We start from the raw sequence: 21,053 nt of genomic DNA, 5'->3' as shown, positions 1-21,053 counted from the left end.
AAAATTAAATGCGTCAATCTAAATTTTTTATGCCAACTCTGAAAGAAGCGCCAGCAGATGCTGTAGCCGAGAGCCATAAGTTAATGCTGCGGGGCGGCTATATTCGCCAAGTTACCGCTGGTGTTTATGCATACTTACCTTTGGGCTACCGCGTTTTGCGCAAGGCAGAAAAAATCATGGAAGAAGAAATGGAAAAAATTGATGTTCCAGAAGTTTCCATGCCGCACTTTTTGCCAGCGTCTTTGTGGGAAGACTCGGGACGCTTGCAAAAGTATGGTCCGGAAATGTTTCGTTTGAAAGACCGGCACGGACGTGAAAGCTTGCTTGGCCCAACGCATGAAGAAACTTTTACGGAAATTGTTGCTAAGAACTTAAAGAGCTACAAGCAGATGCCAATTGCGCTTTACCAGATCCAAACCAAGTTTCGGGATGAAAATCGGCCACGGTTTGGTTTGCTCCGGGGCCGGGAATTCATTATGCTTGATGCCTATAGCTTTGCTGCTACAAAAGAGCAGCTAGACAAGCAGTTTGATGATGAAAAGCAGGCTTTTGAGAATATTTATCGCCGCTGTGGTCTTGTTGTCAATCCAGTTATTGCCGATTCCGGTACGATGGGTGGTAAAAACTCGACGGAATTTCAGGCGCCGGCAGCAATCGGTGAAGATACAATTGCAACCAATGAAACGGGAACATATTCGGCTAATTTGGAAATGGCAGAAAGTATTGATACATTTAAAGCAAAAGCTGAAGAGCCGAAAGAGCTTGTTAAGGTGGCGACACCAGGGCAAAAAACGATTGCTGAATTAGCCAAATTTTTAGAAATTCCTGAAACGAGAATCGTTAAGAGTGTTCTTTATATTGTAAATGAAACTGAACATGTTTTAGTTTTGCTGCGCGGAGACAAGCAGGTAAACGAAGTTAAATTGACGCATTTACTGGATGCTGATAGTTTGCGGCCGGCAACTGATGATGAGTTAGTTGCGATTACCGGTGCAGAAAAGGGCGGTGTTGGTCCAGTTAAAGCTAATTGGGCTGATAAGATTATCGCTGATAATACGGTTAAGGGTCTTGATAATTTTGTAGTTGGCGCCAACGAAACAGGCTACCAACTGAAAAACGTCAACCTTAACCGGGATTTTCAGGTTGATCAGTTTGGTGATATTCGGGTTGCCAATGAAGGCGAACCGGATCCGGTTGATCATTTGCCATTAAAATTTACGACCTCGATTGAAGTTGGGCATATTTTTAAGCTGGGTACATATTATACTAAGACGATGGGTGCGAGCTTTTTAGATGAAAATGGCAAGGCACAGCCAGTGATCATGGGTTCATATGGTATTGGCGTCACGCGGATGATGTCAGCCATTGTTGAGCAGCATCTGACTAAGTTTGGGATTGCGTGGCCAAAGGAAATTGCTCCGTTTGCGATTCACATTGTACAGATGAAGATGAAGGACGAAGCGCAAACTAAGCTGGCCCAGCAGCTTGAGCAGCAATTAAGCAAAAATTACGATGTCTTATACGACGACCGTAATGAACGTGCCGGTGTTAAGTTTGCCGATGCTGATTTAGTTGGTGCGCCAATTAGAATTACAATCGGCAAAAAGGCAGCGGACAGAGTTGTTGAAGTTAAACGGCCAAGCGATGCCAAGGCAAATGAAATAGCGGTTGACCAATTGAATGATTTTGTGACTAAAGAGTTAGGATAATTTTTGTGGCTGATAAGAACGAACTTTTTTTAAAGCTATTAAAGCAGGTAAAATTTCCCCAAGAATTTGCCGATAATGAACTTTTGCAAAAAGGTGAAATCGAAAACGTGGATGTGTACGCTAAAGAACATAGGTGGGATATCCATGTTTTTTTTGCTACACCGTTAAAATTTGCAACTTATGATGCTTTGTGCAAGGCAATCACAGCAACCTTCTCGGCCTTTGTAACGGTGCAGTTGTTTATTCGGACTAGAGATGGTTCAGACGAAACTTTGCCCGAGTATTGGCACTATGCCGTCGAGAATTCACAAATTTTGCAGCCAATGGCCCGCGAATTCATTGCTAACCACCAGCCGCAAAAAGAAGATAATCGTTGGGTAATTCCCGTCGACAATTCAATTGTTGATAGTTTGGTTGAGCAACAGATGTTGGACCAGCTTGCTGAGGAAATGCGTTCTTTTGGCTTTTTTAACTTGAAGTTTATCACGGAGGTTAATGAGCAAAATACCGATAATAATTTGGAGAGTTTACAGCAGCTGCAGCAGGAACATGAACAAAATATGCAGGAAGTATATGAAGCAGCTCCGGAAAAACCGAAGGAAAAGGTGCAAACTTATCCTACAAGAAAGACCAGTTACGGCAACCGCAAGCTTGATCAAAGTTTACCAATTACGCAAATTAAAGATATTGAAGACGGCAGCCGAAATATTGTTATTGAGGGCAATATCTTTAACATTGAAAGCCGTGAATTAAAAACTGGTTCAATTATTTTTACCGGTGAAATTACCGATTACACTGATTCAATCGGCTTTAAGAAGTTTGTTTCGGATAAGGAACAAGCCAAAAGCATGTCGGCGATTAAACCCGGTACCTGGGCTAAAATGCAAGGAACAGCGGCAGATGACCAGTGGCAACACGAAGTTGTCTTTAACATTTCCAGTTTTGAGATTGTTGAACATGTGGGCCGTGAAGAAAAATATCAGGGCGAGCAAAAACGGGTTGAGTTGCATCTGCATACTAACATGAGTCAGCTTGACGCTACGAATACCGCCACCGATTTTGTCATGGCTGCTAAAAAATTCGGGCAAAAAGCAATTGCGATTACCGATCATGGGGACGTTCAGGCCTTTCCTGAAGCTTATAATGCGGGTAAAAAGGCTGGGGTCAAAATTGTATACGGGGTTGAAGCCAATATGATTGATGATCATGCGCTGCTTGTACTAAATCCTGCACCAATGACTTATGAAGACCGTGAATTTGTTATTTTTGACGTTGAAACAACGGGTTTATCATCAGTTTATGACACGATTATTGAAATCGGCGCTGTTAAAATGAAAAACGGTGAGGTAATTGAGCGCTTTGACAAATTCATTAATCCGCACCACCCGTTGAGCGAGCAGACAATTAATTTAACCTCGATCACCGATGAAATGGTCGGTGCGGCTGATGATGAAGCGGTTGTGATCAAGCAATTCAAAGATTTTTATGGTACCGATCCTTTATGTGGCCATAACGTTCAGTTTGATGTTGGTTTTGTCAACGCAGCATTGAGACGTGCGGACTTGGATGAAATCAAGCAACCGGTTGTCGATACCTTGGAAGTGTCGCGTCTTCTTCATCCGGAACAAGCGCGGCATACATTGGATTCGCTGGTTAAAAAATATAATGTAGTCTTAGAACACCACCACCGGGCCAATCAAGATGCTGAAGCAACGGGTTACCTGATGTTTAAAATGCTGGATGCTTTTAAGAAGAAGTTCGGTGAAGATGATCTGGGTAAACTGAATGATTATGCTAAGGGGGGACAGGTGTATAAGCGGGCACGTCCGTCGCACATGACGATCTTGGCTCAGAATCAAGCGGGACTGAAAAACATGTACCGTTTGGTCTCAATTGCCAGCACGAAAGACTTTTACCGGATTCCGCGGACACCTAAGTCTGACTTAGCTGAAAATCATGCCGGCCTTCTTTATGGTTCTGGTTGCGGCGAAGGTGATGTTTTTGTTGCCATGATGCAGAAGGGCTATGACGAAGCCCGAAAAAAAGCCAAGTTTTATGACTATTTAGAAGTGCAACCGCCAGCCGCTTATTCCCAGCTAATTGCAGATAATTTAATTGCGGATGAGGCCGAACTTGAGGAAATTTTGGCTAATATTTATAAGTTAGGCAAAGAACTGAATAAGCCGGTTGTGGCAACGGGGGATGTTCACTATCTTGACCCGCATGATGCAATTTACCGGACAATTTTGATTTCGGCGCAGCGCAGTAACCCCGATCGCAATAAGGAGCAACCGGATCTGCATTTTTACACAACACAGGAAATGCTTGAAGCCTTTGACTTTTTGGGTAAGGATGTTGCTCAAGAAATTGTGATTGATAATCCGCGTGCAATTGCGGATTCAGTGGAAGAAATCGCCCCGATTAAGGATGGTTTATATCCACCGCATATTAAGAATGCCGATGAGGAAATGAAGCGACTAACTTATGATAAGGCATACGAATTATACGGTAAGCCACTGCCTAAAATAGTTGCTGATCGGATTGAAATGGAATTAAATTCGATTATTTCTAATGGTTATGCGGTTATTTATCTGATTTCGCAGCGGCTTGTTGCCAAGTCTAATAAGGACGGCTACCTGGTTGGTTCGCGGGGATCTGTTGGCTCGAGTTTAGTTGCAACAATGTCAGGAATTACCGAAGTTAACCCCCTTGCACCGCATTATCGCTGCCCGCAATGTAAGTATTCCGAATTTTTTGAAAATGGTGAATATGGATCGGGGTTTGATCTGCCAGACAAGAAATGTCCAGAGTGCGGGACGGAATTAGTTAAGGACGGGCAAGATATTCCGTTTGCTACGTTCCTAGGCTTTCATGGTGACAAGGTCCCTGATATTGATCTGAACTTTTCGGGGGACTATCAGCCGGTTGCCCATAACTTTATCCGGGTAATGTTTGGTCCGGACAATTCTTACCGGGCTGGCACAATTGCCACGGTTGCCGATAAGACCGCCTATGGCTATGCTAAGCACTTTGATGAGGAGCGTGAACTGAAGTTGCGGGGTGCAGAGCTTGACCGGCTGGCAGCGGGCGTCAGTGGTGTTAAGCGGACAACAGGACAGCACCCAGCGGGGATAGTCGTTGTTCCTGATGATATGGATATCTACGATTTTACCCCAGTGCAGTATCCGGCTGATGATGTCAATGCGGCGTGGCTGACGACCCACTTTGACTTTCATTCCATTCACGATAATATCTTGAAATTTGATATCCTGGGTCATGATGACCCAACGATGATCAGGATGCTGCAAGATTTGTCGGGGATTGATCCGTTGACAATTCCGCCGGATGATCCGGGAGTAATGTCGCTGTTTTCTAGTCCGAAGATTTTGGGTGTGACGCCGGAACAGATTCAGTCGAAAACGGGGACCTTGGGTGTACCGGAATTTGGGACAAGATTTGTCCGGGGGATGCTTGAAGAAACTAAGCCGACCACTTTTAGTGAATTACTGCAGATTTCCGGTTTGTCCCACGGTACCGATGTTTGGCTGGGTAATGCTGAGGATCTGGTTAATAACAAAACCTGCAGGTTAAAGGATGTTATCGGTTGTCGTGACAACATCATGATGGACTTGATTCACTGGGGCGTTAAACCGGAGGTTGCCTTTTCTACGATGGAATCAGTGCGGCACGGTAAAGGCATCAGTGATGAAGACATGGCTGTTTTGAAGGATAATGATAAAATTCCTGACTGGTATATCCCGTCATGTTTGAAAATTAAATACATGTTTCCGAAAGCTCATGCCACCGCTTATATTTTGATGGCTTTGCGCATTGCTTGGTTTAAGGTTTATTATCCAGAAATTTATTACACCGCATACTTTTCTGTTCGGGCCGATTTATTTGATTTAGTTGCGATGAGCCACGGTAAAAACACGGTGAAGGCAGCTATGAAAAAGATCCAGGATGAAGGCAATGATGCTTCCGCTAAGGATAAAAGCTTGCTGACAGTCTTGGAGATTGCCAACGAATGTCTGGAGCGGGGAATCAAGATCAAGATGGTCGATATTAACCAATCGGAAGCGACTAATTTCAAGATTTTAGATAAGCACACAATTTTAGCGCCGTTTAATGCTGTTCCCGGCTTGGGCAACAATGCCGCTAAGCAGATTGTGGCAGCAAGGGCGGAACAAGAATTTTTATCCAAAGAAGACCTGTCCAAACGCGGCAAGGTTTCGCAAACGATCATGGAATATTTGGAAAGTAATGGTGTTTTGGAAGAGATGCCCGACCAAAACCAGTTATCACTCTTTGACCTCTAATTAAAGGCAGTATTAGAATTTACCACTTAAAGTAATTATTGAAAATTGGTGAGAAAATTGACTTCGATGAAAAATGATAAAGTGATGGTAACAATCCGTGTTAATGCAAGATTGGCTGAGTTATATAAGGCAATTTTGGTTTTACAAAGTATAACTGTCACTGCCGATCTAACTACACATATGCAGAAGCAAACACAAAATTATCAGTTGCTGAATAGTAATGTAACAGTTGATAATATGCAGTATTCCAAGTTGAATATCAAAGTTGACCGAGATGTTTATGCCAAATATAAGGCAAAGATGATTTTGAATCATACAACGCCAACAGCCGATGTCATTCGTTATTTGCGGTTTGTCATTGAGAAGAATCAAGCTTTACTTAACCAAAATTAACCATGAGGTTTTTCCTCATGGTTTTTTATTTCTCTCAAATTTTCACTTGCAAATAAAAAGCAGAGGTGATAACATATAAATCGTAAGGTAATAAGTCTTTAAGGATAAAAATATGGAAAAGCTTAAATTATTAGAATGGAATATTAATGGTCGCTCTATAGTAAACAATTATTCGCTGCCCTCGTTTATTCATAGTGCAATTGCAAAGGCAAATCCAGATGTTATCGTGTTAACCGAATTTGTTAAGGTTCCTAGTGCGATTAATCTGATTAAACGTCTCAGCGAGCACTATGCTGTGTTTCTTGATAAAAAAGTTCAGAAGGGCAATCAAATTTTGCTTGCTTTGAAGAAAAATTCTGCTTTAAATTGGCGTGGTACGAAACATTTTTCATTATCTAGCAGCGAAGAAGATTTACCTAATTTCTTAGGTGTAGAAACTAAGTGGCAGCGCAAAAAGCTTATAATTTGTGGAGCACGAATCAGGATTGGTGGACAAGAACCAGAGCTTGACGGTAAATCTAGATTTGCTGAATTCAAAACTTTGTTTGACAATATTGCGAAAAAAGATACAGTTATTGTTGGCGGGGATTTTAACAATTATTACAAACGTGAGAATCTCGGTGATTATCAAAATGGTGCTAAATATTATAACTATCAAAAAATTGTGGCTTATGCAGATGAAAAAGGCTTTACTATCAGCAAGCCAGCAGGATATTCTTGGGGAGCTTCAAAAAAGTCAACTAATGGCTATGTTTCTGATGATCACTTTTTTATTAAAGGATTGCAGTTTGCTGATCAGCAAGTTTATGATTGGAATTTTAGAATCCTTAATTCGGAAACAAAGGCAGAATATTATAATGAAGATGGCAGTTTAAAAGAGTGTAGCGAAACCCAATTACCTGATCATGCGATGCTGCTTTCTAAGATTAAGCTGTAGTGACTGGAGAATAAAATGAAAAATTATTTACTTGATAATTATCGTATTAACGAGATCCCCTTTGGTAAGTGGCCTGATCCTGATGGAGGAAGGGGGACAGAAATTTATGATGATTTAAGTTGGGCGCTTTCTAGATGTAACAAGCAGCAAAAGTTTATCAAGGTGCTTGCAGATTCAAGGTTTATTTGTAGCACAGATTATCTTGGCCCTTCAAGACATTATGCCCTTAAAGCAGGTCTTAGTGAAAAAGAAATAATTGCTTATCTAAAAGTAACTAGAACAATAGGTGGTCATACAATCTGGCCTAAAAGCATGGTAACTGAAAGTCGGCTGTATACTATTAATCAGGCTCGCGGAGGAAGAGGTGGTCTTAGTGATAGAATTGATTCTACCTTGTTTTGCTTAAAAGAATGGTTCAATGATTCTAATTCAGTTACCAGAAAAGGTTTGAAAAAATCCTTTACTAATTATCAAGTCTGGTTTGATAATTTTATAGATTTTGCTGATTTTATTTCATTTTTTAAGTTGGAAATGTTTTTAGACAAGGATGAAATAATTGACTTAGTTAAATCAGATTTGTCGGTCAATAAGATTGTCCCTTTGATTAGTGAAGACTATATGGTTCCGCATGATAAGGCAGGATATCAACAGTTTGTCAATAATGTGAATGCATTGATCAAAATGCGAACGCTAATTTTTAGTCATTATTATAAAGGAGAAAAAAATGCTAGCGATAATTACCCCCAAAAGTTTAAAACAAAAGCCTGGATGTTTGATGACTAGTGAAGCAACAGCTATTTATACGGCTATTACAGATCAAGTTGGTCAAGCTGGAGAGCAAGAAGTTGAAGATTACCTAGCTAGTCTTGTTGAGCAAGCAATTGTTTATGCTGAGATGCGTGCTAATTGGGCGCTTGCCAGTAATGATGACCGCGTAAAAAACGATGCGTACAGAACACATGTTCATGATAGTGTCATTTATTATGTGACAATTATTAGTCGCAGCTTAGAGCAGGCTGGCATAAAAACTACTTGGTTTCAACAACTAGTTCCTTCAGGCAATACTAATGTTGACCGTAAGCGAATCGGCGATTTTGCCTGTTACATCTGTTACCTGTATGCCGTAAGTGCAAGATGATAATTCTTAATTGAGAAAGTGGATGCTTTTTCAAATTATATATTTTTATTTATTATTAAAAAGGATGAATATATTATGAATATGGAAGAATATGCGGATAAGATAAAAGCAACTTTAAATGATTTTGAATTTAACGTCTTTGTAACAAATAATGAAGGAAATAAGCTTTATAAAGATGTTAAAGATGTAAATGGATCTTCTGCTTTATTTGGAATTTTAGGATCAGATGAAATAATAGTAGAAACAAATGGATTTATTTTAGGAGATTCATATAGTATTAAAATTGATGATAATACTGTAATAAATAATATAAAAGTCTCTGACTATTGATCTGAACCCCGAAGTTAAGACAAATTAATTTCGGAGTTTTTACTATGGCTAAATTATCTAAACAGGACAAAGTTAATATTTATAATTTGTGGAAAAATTATCATGCTGGACCAAAAGAATTAAGCAAAAAATATGGCGTTAATAAAAATGCTGTCACTTACTTAGTTGCTTTAATTAATAAGCATGGCCTAAATATCTTAGAACGGTCACATACTAGTTATTCGCTAGAATTTAAAGAGTAAGCTATTAAGCGGGTTATTATTAGCCATGAACCTACTTATCACGTTTCCCTTGATTTAACTGAGGCACAAATAAAATAAGGTGACGACAAAGATTTTAAATTTGTTTATAATCATATTCACTCTGCACCAATGCAATTTTACTTGGCTAACCGGCTAGGAATTGACACTGCAGAAACCGAAACGGCCATTAAACAGCAAAAATTGCCGATGATGAGCGAAACTAAAAAATTTCGTGATGATTATTTGCCTTATGCTAAAATTGAAGGGAAAATGAAAGAAATTAATTAGGGTAAAATATTATGAAAATTAATAGAAAAATAATTATTTTAGTAGTAACCAGTATTACAGCATTAAGTCCAATCGTAAGCTTTGGAGAAACTTCTGCTGTTGCTGCAATAGCCATCAAACACACACAATCTAAATGGTCTAAGAATCATAAGAAGGCTGATAAATATTTTAAGCAGACACTTAGAAAAGGGGAAAAACTTTCTAAGCAAGATACAATTAAACTCTATGAAAAGGCATTAAAGTATTTTGCGACACACAAAGAAAAATATGTTGGCAAGTACAATGATTATTTAAATTCGGGAATTGACCGCTTAAATAAGGAAATTATTACGCAAAGAGATTATGACATAGCAATTAATTATCCCGCCGGCACGACTGTGCGTGATGAATATGGAAATGAGATAGTTGTTACTAAGCATTCAAAAGATGAATTAAGTTTTATTGTGACTACTCCTGAAGGAGAAAGCGAGGCACATACATATAATTTCACACCAGTTGCACCAGCTAATAACTAGGGAACATTAATTTTTGTTGGCGTTTCTTTGTTGAATCTAATTGCGATTATTGCTAAAATATGCTAATATTATCTACAAGTTCGGATAAGTAAATTCGAGTGAGCAGTCTTTTTGCTCACTCTTTTTATTACGGAGGGAAATTTTTGGCGAAAATTACAGGTCTTGTTTTACCCCAGATTAAAGCAATCACTGCTGGGCGTGATGACGAATTGGTTGCGATTGAATATGTTAAGGAAAAGGGCAAAAACTATTTGCGCATATATGTGGATCGGCAGCCTAACGGGATTGATATGGATGAAATTGCTAGTTTGAGTGAGCTAATTTCAGAGAAGCTGGACACTTTAGATCCAGATCCGCTTCCTGATCCATATATCTTGGAAGTTTCTTCTCCAGGGATTGAACGGCCAATCAAAACCGAAAGTGATTGGCAGAAAGCCCTTGATAATTATATTCATGTCGGACTTTATCAAAAGATTGATGGCAAGAAAATGTATGAGGGAACATTAAAATCATACAATGATGACCAAATCGAACTGGAAATAAAGATAAAAACTAAGCGCAAGAAAATTATTATTCCACACAAATTGATTGCAAATATTCGCTTTGCAGTCGAGTTTTAGAAAGGATGATTAACAAAATCATGTCTAACGAAATGCTAGAAGCGTTTGCTACACTAGAGAAAACCAAGGGGATCAAGCAGGATGTCATTGTTGACGCAATTAAGGCTGCTTTGATTGCTGCATATAAAAAGAATTACAACCAGGCTCAAAATGTTGAAGTTGATTTTGATGAAAACACTGGCAAGTTCAAAGTAATGGCTGTTAAGACTGTTGTCGATGAAGTTCATGATGACCGGATGGAAGTGAGCTTGAAGGATGCGTTAACAATTAACCGTGCGTATGAAATCGGTGATGAGATTCGCTTTGAAGTTACGCCAAAGAATTTTGGCCGGCTATCAGCACAAACGGCTAAGCAGGTAATCATGCAGCGTCTGCGTGAGGCGGAACGCAATCATATTATTGATGAATATTCGCAGTATGAAGATGAATTGATTACAGGAACGGTTGAAAGGCGTGATAATCGTTTCGTTTATGTTAAAATTGATAATGTTGAAGCGGTAATGCCGCACCGTGACCAAATGCCTAACGAAACCTATAATCCCCAGGATCAGATTCGTGTGTTGGTAACGCATGTTGGTTCCGATTCAAAAGGAGCACAAATCACCGTTTCACGGACAGCGCCGAATATGGTCAAGCGTTTGTTTGAGCAGGAAGTTCCGGAAATTTATGATGGGACCGTGGAAATCGTGTCAATTGCGCGTGAGGCAGGCGATCGAACCAAAATTGCTGTTCGGTCGACCGATCCCAACATTGATCCGGTGGGAACCTGTGTCGGTCAGCGTGGTGCTCGTGTACAAAACGTTGTCAACGAATTGGGCGGTGAAAACATTGATATTGTTCAGTATGAAGAAGATCCGTCTGATTTCATTGCCAATGCTTTGAATCCTGCTGAGGTAATTGCGGTGCAGTTTGGCAACGATGATGACGAAAAGAGCGCCCTAGTTATTGTGCCTGACTATCAATTATCGTTAGCAATAGGTAAGAAAGGGCAAAATGTCCGCTTAGCAGCGCGTTTAACCGGCTATAAGATTGACATTCGGCCCGAATCGGAAGTGGAATTTGTTGATGAAGACAAATCCGCTACTGATAAAACGGATACCGAAACGGTTGAGGATGCGGAAGATACTGATATCAGCGTTGCTGAAGATGCAGCAGAGGATCAGCTTGATAGCGAAGCTGATGAAAAAGAAACGGCTGAATCTGAAGAAGCCAGTGCTGATGACATTGTAGAAGATGATTCCGAAGAATAAGGTTGGTGATTTTTTTGAAAAAAAGAAAAATTCCAATGCGGAAGGATTTATTGACCGATACAATGCAGCCCAAAAAAGAATTAGTACGGGTTGTGATTGACAAGGAGAAGCAGATTGCAATTGATCCTACCGGGAAAAAGGCTGGTCGTGGTGCCTATGTTTCATTAGATCCTGACAAGATTAAAGAAGCAAAAGAGAAGAAAGTTTTGGAACGCAGCTTGGGTGCAAAAATTCCAGAAAGTTTCTATGATGATTTGTATGGCTATGTCGACCACCAAAAGGCACGGAAAGAATTATTTGGTGATAAATAAGTTTGCAAAATAGACAAAAAGCATTAAATTTGCTGGGTTTGGCACAGCGAGCAGGAAAGCTGATTTCCGGTAGCGAACTCGTGCTTGCTGGACTTAAGAATAGACAAGTAAAAGCAGTGATTTTGGCTAGTGATGCCCACCAGGACACACTTGATAAAATTAGCAAAAGCGCATATAACTGCAAAATTGAAGTTATTAACGCGTTTAGCTCTGAGGAAATATCCCATGCAGTTGGTAAAAAACGCAAGGTGTTAGGGCTGACGGATAGCGGTTTTTACCATGCACTGGTCAAAAAGATTAATGAAGGAGCGTGATCGGATGACTAAAACAAGAATTTATACAATAGCAAAAGAATTAGGCATCGACAATAAAGTTGTGGTCGAAAAGGCAAAGAAGCTGGGCTTTGATGTTACAAACCACATGTCCTCGCTGGATGAAGCACAAGTAAATCAACTAAAAGGCAGTTTTCAAACCTCCGCTCCAGCCAAGAAAGAAGAAAAGACAAGTAAGGAAAGTACCGGCAAGAAAGACAGCAAGATTAAGATTTCTGTTACCTCAATTCGCAAGAACGAGAAGGTTCGCGAAACAAATAATAAGCAAGGAAATAATCGCCGCCGCAACAACCGCCAGCGCAATGACCGTCGTAATCGCAACCAAAATCGGCAGCAAGAGGGAAAGCGGCGGTCTGAGCGTCAAGAAGTGAAGAAGCCGGCAGCACGTGATTTGCTTAACCAACTGAAACAGAAGCAGCGAGTTGAGGAAACTGAACTGAATCAGCAGGCTACTCGTGCGAAAAAGGAATATCACAATCAGCTGAATAATTCTGGAAAGAGCAAAACGGAACCTACCGAAGCGAAAAAAGCTACTACTAATGCCAGCACGAAAACGGAAAAAGCATCGGAAAAGGTGATTGGCCCAAAGATTTTAAAGCCGTCACCAGCACGGATGAAGCAGAATCAGTCTACACCGCGCCGTAATAATGCTCATACAAATATCAATAAAACGGTTGAAGCTCCGGAACCAGTTAAGGATAAGGAAAATCGCCGCGGCAATGGTCATGATCGCAGCCATAATTTTGGCAAGCCAGGACGCAAGGGCCAAAATCAATTTTCTAATAATGGTAATAATACCAACCATTCGGACCGGAAGGAAAGGCGAAAGCGTAAAAATAAGCGGCGTCAGGCTGAACAGCAGCCTAAGAAACAGCTTACACAGCGCAAAGAGCGGCCGTTACCAGAAACATTGGTCTATGAAGAGGGCATGAACGCTCAAGATCTGGGTAAAATTTTGCACCGTGAACCAGCAGAATTAGTTAAGAAGCTTTTTATGCTGGGAATTATGACCAATCAGAATCAATCCTTGGATAAGGACACAATTGAGCTGCTGGCCGCTGAATATGGAATTAATGCTGAAGAAAAGGTTCATGAGGATATTTCCGATATTGACAATCTCTACGACAAGCAAATGCAAGCCTCAAAGAAGTCAAAGAATCAGATTAAACGGCCGCCGGTAGTTACTATCATGGGCCACGTTGACCATGGTAAAACCACTTTGCTTGACCGTTTGCGTCATACCCACGTTTCTGCTCATGAAGCCGGAGGCATCACGCAGAAAATCGGTGCTTACCAGGTAAGAGTTGATAATCATCTAATTACTTTTCTTGATACTCCTGGACATGCCGCCTTCTCAAACATGCGTGAACGTGGCGCCGAAATAACCGATATTGTTGTTTTGGTCGTTGCTGCTGATGACGGTGTAATGCCGCAGACAATTGAGGCAATCGATCACGCTAAGAGTGCCCAGGTACCAATTATTGTGGCAATCAATAAGATTGATGCCCCAGGTGCCAATCCTAAGCACGTTACCGAGGAATTGATGAAGTATAATTTGATTCCTGAGGATTATGGCGGCGACACAATTTTTGTTAATATTTCTGCCAAAACCGGTGAAAATGTTGATGACTTATTGCAAATGATCCTTCTGCAGGCCGATGTAATGGAGCTGCAGGCCGATCCGAAACAACCGGCAATTGGTACGGTAATCGAGGCCCGGTTATCCCGCGGGCGTGGTCCGGTTACGGACCTGCTTGTTCAGCAAGGAACTCTGCATACGGGTGATCCGGTGGTTGTCGGTAACCGCTATGGCCGGGTCCGGGTAATGACCAATGATCGCGGCCGTCAAGTGGAAAAGGCCACACCATCGATGCCGGTAGAAATTACTGGTTTGAATGATGTGCCTGAGTCGGCCGACAAGCTGGTTGTCTTTGAAGATGAAAAGACGGCCAGAAGTGTTGGTGAACAAAGAGCGCAGAATGCCTTGCAAAAATCGCGTGAAAATGTGCAGCACGTTACCTTGGATAACCTGTTTGACACAATGAAACGTGAAAATATGAAGGAAGTCGGCATTGTTCTTAAGGCTGATGTCCAAGGCTCCGTTGAAGCGTTGCAGCAGTCCCTAGAAAAGATTGAAGTTGAGGGTGTTCGAGTCAACATTATTCATGCCGGTGTCGGTGCGATTAACGAATCCGATGTGACCCTTGCAGGAGCTTCTAACGCCTTTATCATCGGCTTCAATGTTCGGCCGACGGTGACTGCAAAGTCACAGGCCGAAACCGACGGCGTTGATATTCGCCTTTACAGTATTATTTACAAGGCAATTGATGATGTAAAGGCCGCAATGCAGGGAATGCTTGAACCAACTTATGAAGATACGGTAACGGGAACGTTGACCGTTCGGGAATTGTGGAAGGTATCCAAAGTCGGAACAATTGCCGGATCATTTGTTGATTCTGGGTACATCACTCGTGATTCTAGCGTGCACCTGATTCGTGATGGTGTTGTCATTTACACGGGTAAAATTGCTTCGCTTAAACGCTTCAAGGATGATGCTAAGAAGGTTAAACAGGGTTACGATTGTGGGTTAACCATTGAAGGCTATAATGATATTAAGGTTGATGATCAGCTTGAAGCCTTTGAAAAACAAGAGGTAAAACCTAAGTAACTTTTATTAGGAGGAAACATGAAACATAGAATTGGTCGTGTTGAAGGCGAAATTCTTCGTGAATTAACTAAAATACTCCGTAAGAATATTCGGGATCCTAGGGTAAAAGATGTCACGCTTACTGCTGTTGAATGCACTAATGACCTGTCTTATGCAACAATTTATTATAGTTTGCTGACAGAAGATGCAGAAAAAGAACAAGAAGCAGCGATAGGGTTGGAAAAAGCCAAAGGAATGATGCGGCACCTGCTGGGACAGGTTTTGACCGTTTATAAAGTTCCTGAGCTTATTTTTAAGCGCGATACTTCTGTTAAATATGGTAGTAAGATTGACCGCTTGATTGCTGAAGTAAAAAAGCAGGATGCAGAGCGGAATAATTAATTAGAAAGCGTCATTTGGCGCTTTTTTGTTGTGAACGGGTAGGAAAAGGGAAACATGTTAAATGGAATCTTAGTAATTGACAAGGATGAGGGCATGACCAGTGCCGATGTGGTTTACCATCTGCGCAAAGCCCTGCATATCAAAAAAATCGGGCATGCAGGAACGCTTGATCCAGATGTAACAGGAGTTTTGCCGATTGCGATTGGTCAGGCAACCAAATTAATTGAACTGATGCATACGAAAAACAAACAGTACCAGGGTGAAGGATTATTTGGTTATTCAACGGACAGTTATGATATTTCAGGTCAGGTCCTGGAGCAAAAAAGCCTGACTAGTCCCTTATTGGCTGAACAAATTCAGGAGCAAATGACCACCTTTACGGGAGAAATTACCCAAGTTCCGCCCATTTATTCTGCTGTTAGGGTTAACGGCAAGCATTTATACGAATACGCACGTGCAGGAATTGAGGTGGAACGGCCCAAGAGGCAGGTAACGGTTCAATCTTACCGGCTTCTTGGTGAACCAAAATTTGATGGTGAGAAAGGCCAGGAAGCTTTTGGTTTTGTAATTGAATGCAGCAAAGGGACCTATGTTCGTTCTCTCGTCAATGACTTAGGCGCAAAGCTTGGTGTTCCCGCCGTGATGACTAAGTTACGCAGAACTGCGAGTTCGGGTTTTACACTTGCTCAGGCTGTTAAATTAGACCAGGTTATTGCCCAACCTGAAAGAATCACTGACTGGCTGCAGCCACTTGATAATTTTTTTCGGGAATACGAGCAAGTAGATTTAAGGCCGGAGTTGTGGTTAAAAGTTAAAAATGGTGCAGCAATTTCGCTCACAAACGGTGCAGAAAAATTGGCATTAAGATACAATAATAAGGTTAAGGCAATTTATCAAAAAAAGGGTACGCTTTATGTACCCGCATTAATGCTCTTGCAAAATGAATAATCGAAATGAGGGTTTCTGAAGTGGAAATTATTGATTTAACGTATCCATTTAAAGAAAAAATACTACCAAAGAAATTGATACTTGCTTTGGGATTTTTTGATGGGGTCCATTTAGGGCACCAACATTTAATTGCCCTTGCAAAGCAAGAGGCCAAAAAGAAGAACTTGCCGGTGGCTGTGATGACGTTTGACCGGCACCCAAAAGAAGTCTATCAAGGAAAAAACGTTCTTTACATTGATAATCTAAACGAAAAAGCCTATAAGATGAAGAAGTTAGGCGTTGATTACCTGCTCGTTATGCATTTCAATGATGCTTTTAGCAAGTTGACAGCCCAAGAATTTGTTGATAATGTGCTTGTCAAGCTGCAGGCGGATACGGTAATTGCCGGCTTTGATTATACTTATGGGCCGAAAAATGTTGCCAATATGAAGAATTTCCCTAAGTTTGCCAAGGGTCGCTTCAAGATTATTGAAGTGCCCGAACAAACTTATGATGATAAAAAAATTGGCTCAACCGAAATTAAAACGGCAATCCAAAACGGACAAATGGAACTGGCATGCGAACTGTTAGGTGGACCCTATGTGATGAGCGGCATAGTTGGTCATGGGCTAAGAAATGGCCATAAGTTAGGATTTCCCACGGTTAACCTAGTTTGGCAGGGGAAAAAAGTTCTTCCTAAAATTGGCGTTTATGCAACTAAAACCAAAATCCTAGGTAAGTGGTATGATTCGATGACAAGTGTGGGTTATAACGTGACAATTCATCAGGGCCGAAAAATTTTTATCGAATCAAACTTATTTGGGTTTAATCAGGAAGCCTATGATCAACCTGTGGTCATTAAGTGGTATAAATATACCCGAGGTGAAATAAAGTTTACTAACCTAGCTGATTTGCATGAACAAATGATGAAAGATAAGCAAGAAATTGAAACCTACTTTGCACAACAAAAATAAGACAGAGAATCTATCTACAGGCTGCAGATAGATTTTTTTATGAAAAAGTACAATAATTTTAGCACTCGGCTTGACATTCTGCTAAATACTAGTATCATATAATTGTTAGCACCTGATAGGTAAGAGTGCTAAAAGTGAGGGCGATTTTTATGTTGACCGAGCGTCAAGAACTTATTTTAAAAACAATTATTAATGATTTTACCCAGACACATGATCCGGTGGGATCGAAAACCGTGATGAAGCAGTTGCCGATTAAGGTATCAAGTGCGACAATCCGCAATGAGATGGCTGTGCTTGAGGAACAGGGCTTAATTGAAAAAACACACTCATCCAGCGGTCGCATCCCGTCAACTAGTGGTTATCGCTATTATCTTGATAATTTAGTTGAGCCGCTGCGTTTACCCGAATCGGTTTACGAGCAGATTGTTAATCAGCTTGACCGGCCGTTTCATCAAGTTAACGAGATTGTGCAGGAAGCAGCTAAGATTCTGTCGGATTTAACCAATTACACGGCGTTTGCAGAGGGACCGGAGAGTAATGACTTAAAGGTTACTGGCTTTAGGATTGTTCCCTTGTCCAACCGGCAGGTGATGGCAATTCTGGTAACAAGTGATGGTAACGTGCAGAATCAGGTTTATCCGCTTCCATACCGGGTTAATGGCGATGAAATTGAACGAGCAGTTCGCATGATTAATGATGAACTGGTCGGTAAAAGTTTGAAAGAAATTACGCCGACATTGCTGAAAGAAAAATTGGGCGGCAATATTCGTGGTGAACATGTGAGTGAATTAATCAACTTGATTGAGGACGTCTTGAAAGATGCGGCAAGCGATCAGATGTATGTCGATGGTCGGATCAACCTACTCAATAACACCGCTGAAAGCAATGTGCAGCAGTTACGTTCATTATATGAATTGGTTGATCGCGATGATGTGATTGCGGATTTGATGGACATGGGCATTAGTTCCAACGGACGTTATCCGATACGGGTCAGCCTCGGATCAGAATTGCCGAATGACCTGTTGAAAGATTACAGCCTGTTAACCGCTGAATACAGCGTTGGCTCACATGGTAAAGGCGTAATTGCCTTGCTGGGTCCGACAAGCATGCCGTATTCGCAGGTAATTGCATTGCTTGAGTATTTTAGAAATGAATTAGCTAAAAAGTTGCTTGATTATTACGGTAGATTTCAATAGGGAGGTTAGAAATGAGTAAAGAGGAATTTCCTAGTGAAAAAGATTTAGATAAGAAAAAATCTTCTTCTAAAAAGAAGAAACCTGAAACGCAGACCAAAGAAAAGGCTAAGCCTGAAAAACCTACTGCTGAGCAAAAGTTAGCTAAGGACTTGGCAGTTGCCAAGAAAAAGAGCGATGAATTCGAGGACAAGTACCTGCGCAGTGAAGCAGAAATGCAAAATATGCAGAACCGCTACAACAAAGAACGGGCGCAGCTGCTTAAATATGAGGCGCAAGGCCTAGCTAAAGACATTTTGCCAGCAATGGATAATTTGGAACGGGCCTTAGCCGTCAAGGCTGACGATGACGCTTCAAAGCAGCTGCAAAAGGGTGTGCAGATGACACTTGATTCACTTGTTAAAGCGATGAAAGATCATGGCATTGTTGAGATTGCCGCTAAAGGCAGCAAATTTGATCCGACATTACACCAGGCAGTGCAAACGGTTGCCGCGGAAAATGATGATCAAAAGGACCAAGTAGTCCAAGTTTTACAAAAAGGATATCAATATAAAGACAGAACATTAAGACCAGCAATGGTTGTTGTTGCTCAATAATTGAAAGGAAGATTATAAATGGCAAAAGTTATCGGAATCGATTTAGGAACTACCAATTCAGCAGTTGCTGTTCTTGAAGGTAAAGAACCTAAAATTATTACTAACCCAGAAGGCAATAGGACAACTCCGTCAGTTGTTGCCTTTAAAGATGGTGAAATTCAGGTGGGTGAAGTTGCTAAAAGACAGGCGATTACCAATCCAAACACTGTTTCTTCAATCAAGCGGCACATGGGTGAAGCTGGTTACAAGGTTAAAATTGGTGATAAGGAATACACTCCGCAGGAAATTTCTGCAATGATTTTACAGTACATTAAGAAGTTCTCCGAAGATTATCTCGGTGAAAAGGTCACAGAAGCTGTTGTTACGGTTCCTGCATACTTTAACGATGCTCAGCGTCAGGCAACTAAGGATGCCGGTAAGATTGCTGGGTTAGACGTTAAGCGAATTATCAACGAGCCAACCGCTTCTTCATTAGCTTATGGACTTGATAAAGGAAACCCAGATGAAAAAGTTTTGGTTTATGACCTCGGCGGTGGTACCTTCGATGTTTCGGTTTTACAGTTAGGTGACGGCGTTTTCCAAGTATTGTCAACTAATGGTGATACCCATTTGGGTGGTGATGATTTTGACAACAAGATCATTGACTGGCTGATTAAGAACTTCAAAGATGAAAATGGTGTTGACCTGACCAAAGATAAGATGGCAATGCAGCGGCTAAAGGATGCTGCGGAAAAGGCTAAGAAGGATTTATCCGGTGTATCTTCAACTCATATCTCCCTTCCATTTATTTCTGCTGGTGAATCCGGTCCGTTACACCTGGAAGCTGATTTAACTCGTGCAAAATTTGATGAATTAACTGCTGATTTGGTTGAAAAGACCAAGGTTCCATTTGACAATGCCTTAAGGGATGCCGAGTTAACTGTTAATGACATTGACAAGGTTATTTTGAATGGTGGTTCAACAAGAATTCCGGCCGTTCAGGATGCAGTTAAGAAGTGGTCAGGCAAGGAACCAGACCATTCGATCAACCCTGATGAAGCTGTCGCCTTAGGTGCTGCAATTCAAGGCGGGGTTATCTCTGGTGATGTTAAGGACGTTGTTTTACTTGATGTTACACCGCTGTCTCTTGGAATTGAAACCATGGGTGGTGTTTTCACCAAGTTGATTGATAAAAACACAACAATACCTACTTCGAAGAGTCAAATCTTTTCAACGGCTGCGGATAATCAACCTGCCGTAGATGTTCACGTCTTACAAGGTGAACGGCCAATGGCAGCTGATGACAAGACTTTAGGCAGATTTGAACTGACAGACATTCCTGCTGCTCCGCGTGGTGTTCCGCAAATTCAAGTTACCTTCGATATTGACAAGAACGGGATTGTAAATGTTTCCGCTAAGGATATGGGCACTGGTAAAGAACAAAAGATTACGATCAAGAGTTCATCCGGTTTATCTGACGAAGAAATTAAGAAGATGCAGAAGGAAGCCGAAGAGCACGCTGAGGAAGATAAGAAGAAGAAAGAGGAAGTTGATTTACGTAACGAAGTTGACCAATTGATCTTCTCAACCGAAAAGACGCTTAAGGATGTTAAGGGCAACGACAAGATTTCTGAAGACGACACAAAGAAGGTTCAAGATGCCTTAGATGCTTTGAAGAAAGCACAAAAGGATAATAACCTTGATGAAATGAAGTCGAAGAAAGATGATTTAACCAAGGTTGCCCAAGACTTAGCCGTTAAGTTATATCAGGCTAATGGTGGTCCGCAAGGCGCAGCCGGACAAGCAGGTCCGCAGGCTGGTCCTCAAGGCCCACAACCAGGAAACGACAATCCAAATAACGGTTCGGCTAATGATGGTGAATTTCATAAAGTAGACCCGGACAAGTAAAGGGTTTATAATTAAACAAGTTAGAAAGAACTGCCCAAAGAGT

The 21,053-nt window shown here is 41.1% G+C and carries 21 protein-coding genes; all 21 read left to right on the top strand.

What is annotated here, in order from left to right:
• The first annotated feature begins 8 nt into the window (after positions 1–8).
• The 21 genes from PT285_RS06650 (at position 9) to dnaK (ending at position 21,010) form a co-directional block, all read left to right on the top strand.
• A complete protein-coding gene (locus tag PT285_RS06650; protein ID WP_277148933.1) occupies positions 9–1,709 on the top strand; it encodes a proline--tRNA ligase in 1,701 nt (566 codons plus the stop codon).
• A 5-nt stretch (positions 1,710–1,714) separates the two neighbouring features.
• Entirely contained in the window at positions 1,715–6,028 is a 4,314-nt protein-coding gene (locus PT285_RS06645; RefSeq protein WP_277148931.1) for a PolC-type DNA polymerase III, read from the top strand.
• A 66-nt stretch (positions 6,029–6,094) separates the two neighbouring features.
• The gene (locus tag PT285_RS06640) at positions 6,095–6,421 is read left to right on the top strand and encodes a hypothetical protein (protein WP_277148929.1); all 327 of its coding nucleotides are present in this window, start codon (positions 6,095–6,097) and stop codon (positions 6,419–6,421) included.
• 112 nt (positions 6,422–6,533) lie between these two features.
• Complete coding sequence (locus PT285_RS06635; protein ID WP_277148927.1) at positions 6,534–7,358, top strand: hypothetical protein; 825 nt, start codon at positions 6,534–6,536, stop codon at positions 7,356–7,358.
• A gap of 15 nt (positions 7,359–7,373) precedes the next feature.
• Positions 7,374–8,141 carry a hypothetical protein gene (locus PT285_RS06630; protein WP_277148925.1) on the top strand — a complete coding sequence of 256 codons (768 nt, stop codon included), beginning with the start codon at positions 7,374–7,376 and terminating at the stop codon, positions 8,139–8,141.
• Positions 8,134–8,496, top strand: coding sequence for a hypothetical protein (locus PT285_RS06625; RefSeq protein ID WP_277148923.1), 363 nt, complete (start codon positions 8,134–8,136; stop codon positions 8,494–8,496). Before PT285_RS06630 ends, PT285_RS06625 begins: the two co-directional genes overlap by 8 nt.
• A 75-nt stretch (positions 8,497–8,571) precedes the next feature.
• Positions 8,572–8,826, top strand: coding sequence for a hypothetical protein (locus PT285_RS06620; RefSeq protein WP_277148921.1), 255 nt, complete (start codon positions 8,572–8,574; stop codon positions 8,824–8,826).
• A gap of 44 nt (positions 8,827–8,870) precedes the next feature.
• Positions 8,871–9,068, top strand: a complete 198-nt coding sequence (locus PT285_RS06615; RefSeq protein ID WP_277148919.1) for a hypothetical protein — start codon at positions 8,871–8,873, stop codon at positions 9,066–9,068.
• A gap of 129 nt (positions 9,069–9,197) precedes the next feature.
• Entirely contained in the window at positions 9,198–9,356 is a 159-nt protein-coding gene (locus tag PT285_RS06610) for a hypothetical protein (RefSeq protein WP_277148917.1), read from the top strand.
• 11 nt (positions 9,357–9,367) lie between these two features.
• Entirely contained in the window at positions 9,368–9,871 is a 504-nt protein-coding gene (locus tag PT285_RS06605; RefSeq protein ID WP_277148915.1) for a hypothetical protein, read from the top strand.
• A 143-nt stretch (positions 9,872–10,014) separates the two neighbouring features.
• Complete coding sequence (gene rimP / locus PT285_RS06600; protein WP_277148913.1) at positions 10,015–10,491, top strand: ribosome maturation factor RimP; 477 nt, start codon at positions 10,015–10,017, stop codon at positions 10,489–10,491.
• 20 nt (positions 10,492–10,511) lie between these two features.
• Entirely contained in the window at positions 10,512–11,741 is a 1,230-nt protein-coding gene (nusA, locus tag PT285_RS06595; protein ID WP_277148911.1) for a transcription termination factor NusA, read from the top strand.
• A gap of 14 nt (positions 11,742–11,755) precedes the next feature.
• A complete protein-coding gene (gene rnpM / locus PT285_RS06590; RefSeq protein WP_277148909.1) occupies positions 11,756–12,052 on the top strand; it encodes an RNase P modulator RnpM in 297 nt (98 codons plus the stop codon).
• Between the two features lie 2 nt (positions 12,053–12,054).
• On the top strand, positions 12,055–12,366 hold the full coding sequence (locus tag PT285_RS06585) for a ribosomal L7Ae/L30e/S12e/Gadd45 family protein (protein WP_277148907.1): 312 nt from the start codon (positions 12,055–12,057) through the stop codon (positions 12,364–12,366).
• A 4-nt stretch (positions 12,367–12,370) separates the two neighbouring features.
• Complete coding sequence (gene infB, locus PT285_RS06580) at positions 12,371–15,052, top strand: translation initiation factor IF-2 (RefSeq protein WP_277148905.1); 2,682 nt, start codon at positions 12,371–12,373, stop codon at positions 15,050–15,052.
• 18 nt (positions 15,053–15,070) lie between these two features.
• Positions 15,071–15,433, top strand: a complete 363-nt coding sequence (locus tag PT285_RS06575; protein WP_277148903.1) for a ribosome-binding factor A — start codon at positions 15,071–15,073, stop codon at positions 15,431–15,433.
• A 54-nt stretch (positions 15,434–15,487) separates the two neighbouring features.
• The gene (gene truB / locus PT285_RS06570) at positions 15,488–16,381 is read left to right on the top strand and encodes a tRNA pseudouridine(55) synthase TruB (protein WP_277148901.1); all 894 of its coding nucleotides are present in this window, start codon (positions 15,488–15,490) and stop codon (positions 16,379–16,381) included.
• A 20-nt stretch (positions 16,382–16,401) separates the two neighbouring features.
• A complete protein-coding gene (gene ribF, locus PT285_RS06565; RefSeq protein WP_277148899.1) occupies positions 16,402–17,334 on the top strand; it encodes a riboflavin biosynthesis protein RibF in 933 nt (310 codons plus the stop codon).
• A gap of 149 nt (positions 17,335–17,483) precedes the next feature.
• Positions 17,484–18,530 carry a heat-inducible transcriptional repressor HrcA gene (gene hrcA / locus PT285_RS06560; protein ID WP_277148897.1) on the top strand — a complete coding sequence of 349 codons (1,047 nt, stop codon included), beginning with the start codon at positions 17,484–17,486 and terminating at the stop codon, positions 18,528–18,530.
• 11 nt (positions 18,531–18,541) lie between these two features.
• The gene (grpE, locus tag PT285_RS06555) at positions 18,542–19,123 is read left to right on the top strand and encodes a nucleotide exchange factor GrpE (protein WP_277148895.1); all 582 of its coding nucleotides are present in this window, start codon (positions 18,542–18,544) and stop codon (positions 19,121–19,123) included.
• Between the two features lie 18 nt (positions 19,124–19,141).
• A complete protein-coding gene (dnaK, locus tag PT285_RS06550; RefSeq protein WP_277148893.1) occupies positions 19,142–21,010 on the top strand; it encodes a molecular chaperone DnaK in 1,869 nt (622 codons plus the stop codon).
• Positions 21,011–21,053 lie beyond the last annotated feature (43 nt).

The sequence above is a fragment of the Lactobacillus sp. ESL0791 genome, assembly GCF_029433255.1.
Taxonomy (GTDB): domain Bacteria; phylum Bacillota; class Bacilli; order Lactobacillales; family Lactobacillaceae; genus Lactobacillus.
This window is presented reverse-complemented; position numbering and strand designations above follow the sequence as displayed.

Coding starts and splice junctions, on each gene's coding strand:
- PT285_RS06650 (WP_277148933.1), top strand. CDS start 9: ATGCGTCAATCTAAATTTTTTATGCCAACTCTGAAAGAAGCGCCAGCA.
- PT285_RS06640 (WP_277148929.1), top strand. CDS start 6,095: ATGAAAAATGATAAAGTGATGGTAACAATCCGTGTTAATGCAAGATTG.
- PT285_RS06635 (WP_277148927.1), top strand. CDS start 6,534: ATGGAAAAGCTTAAATTATTAGAATGGAATATTAATGGTCGCTCTATA.
- PT285_RS06630 (WP_277148925.1), top strand. CDS start 7,374: ATGAAAAATTATTTACTTGATAATTATCGTATTAACGAGATCCCCTTT.
- PT285_RS06625 (WP_277148923.1), top strand. CDS start 8,134: ATGACTAGTGAAGCAACAGCTATTTATACGGCTATTACAGATCAAGTT.
- PT285_RS06620 (WP_277148921.1), top strand. CDS start 8,572: ATGAATATGGAAGAATATGCGGATAAGATAAAAGCAACTTTAAATGAT.
- PT285_RS06615 (WP_277148919.1), top strand. CDS start 8,871: ATGGCTAAATTATCTAAACAGGACAAAGTTAATATTTATAATTTGTGG.
- PT285_RS06610 (WP_277148917.1), top strand. CDS start 9,198: ATGCAATTTTACTTGGCTAACCGGCTAGGAATTGACACTGCAGAAACC.
- PT285_RS06605 (WP_277148915.1), top strand. CDS start 9,368: ATGAAAATTAATAGAAAAATAATTATTTTAGTAGTAACCAGTATTACA.
- nusA (WP_277148911.1), top strand. CDS start 10,512: ATGTCTAACGAAATGCTAGAAGCGTTTGCTACACTAGAGAAAACCAAG.
- infB (WP_277148905.1), top strand. CDS start 12,371: ATGACTAAAACAAGAATTTATACAATAGCAAAAGAATTAGGCATCGAC.
- PT285_RS06575 (WP_277148903.1), top strand. CDS start 15,071: ATGAAACATAGAATTGGTCGTGTTGAAGGCGAAATTCTTCGTGAATTA.
- truB (WP_277148901.1), top strand. CDS start 15,488: ATGTTAAATGGAATCTTAGTAATTGACAAGGATGAGGGCATGACCAGT.
- hrcA (WP_277148897.1), top strand. CDS start 17,484: ATGTTGACCGAGCGTCAAGAACTTATTTTAAAAACAATTATTAATGAT.
- grpE (WP_277148895.1), top strand. CDS start 18,542: ATGAGTAAAGAGGAATTTCCTAGTGAAAAAGATTTAGATAAGAAAAAA.
- dnaK (WP_277148893.1), top strand. CDS start 19,142: ATGGCAAAAGTTATCGGAATCGATTTAGGAACTACCAATTCAGCAGTT.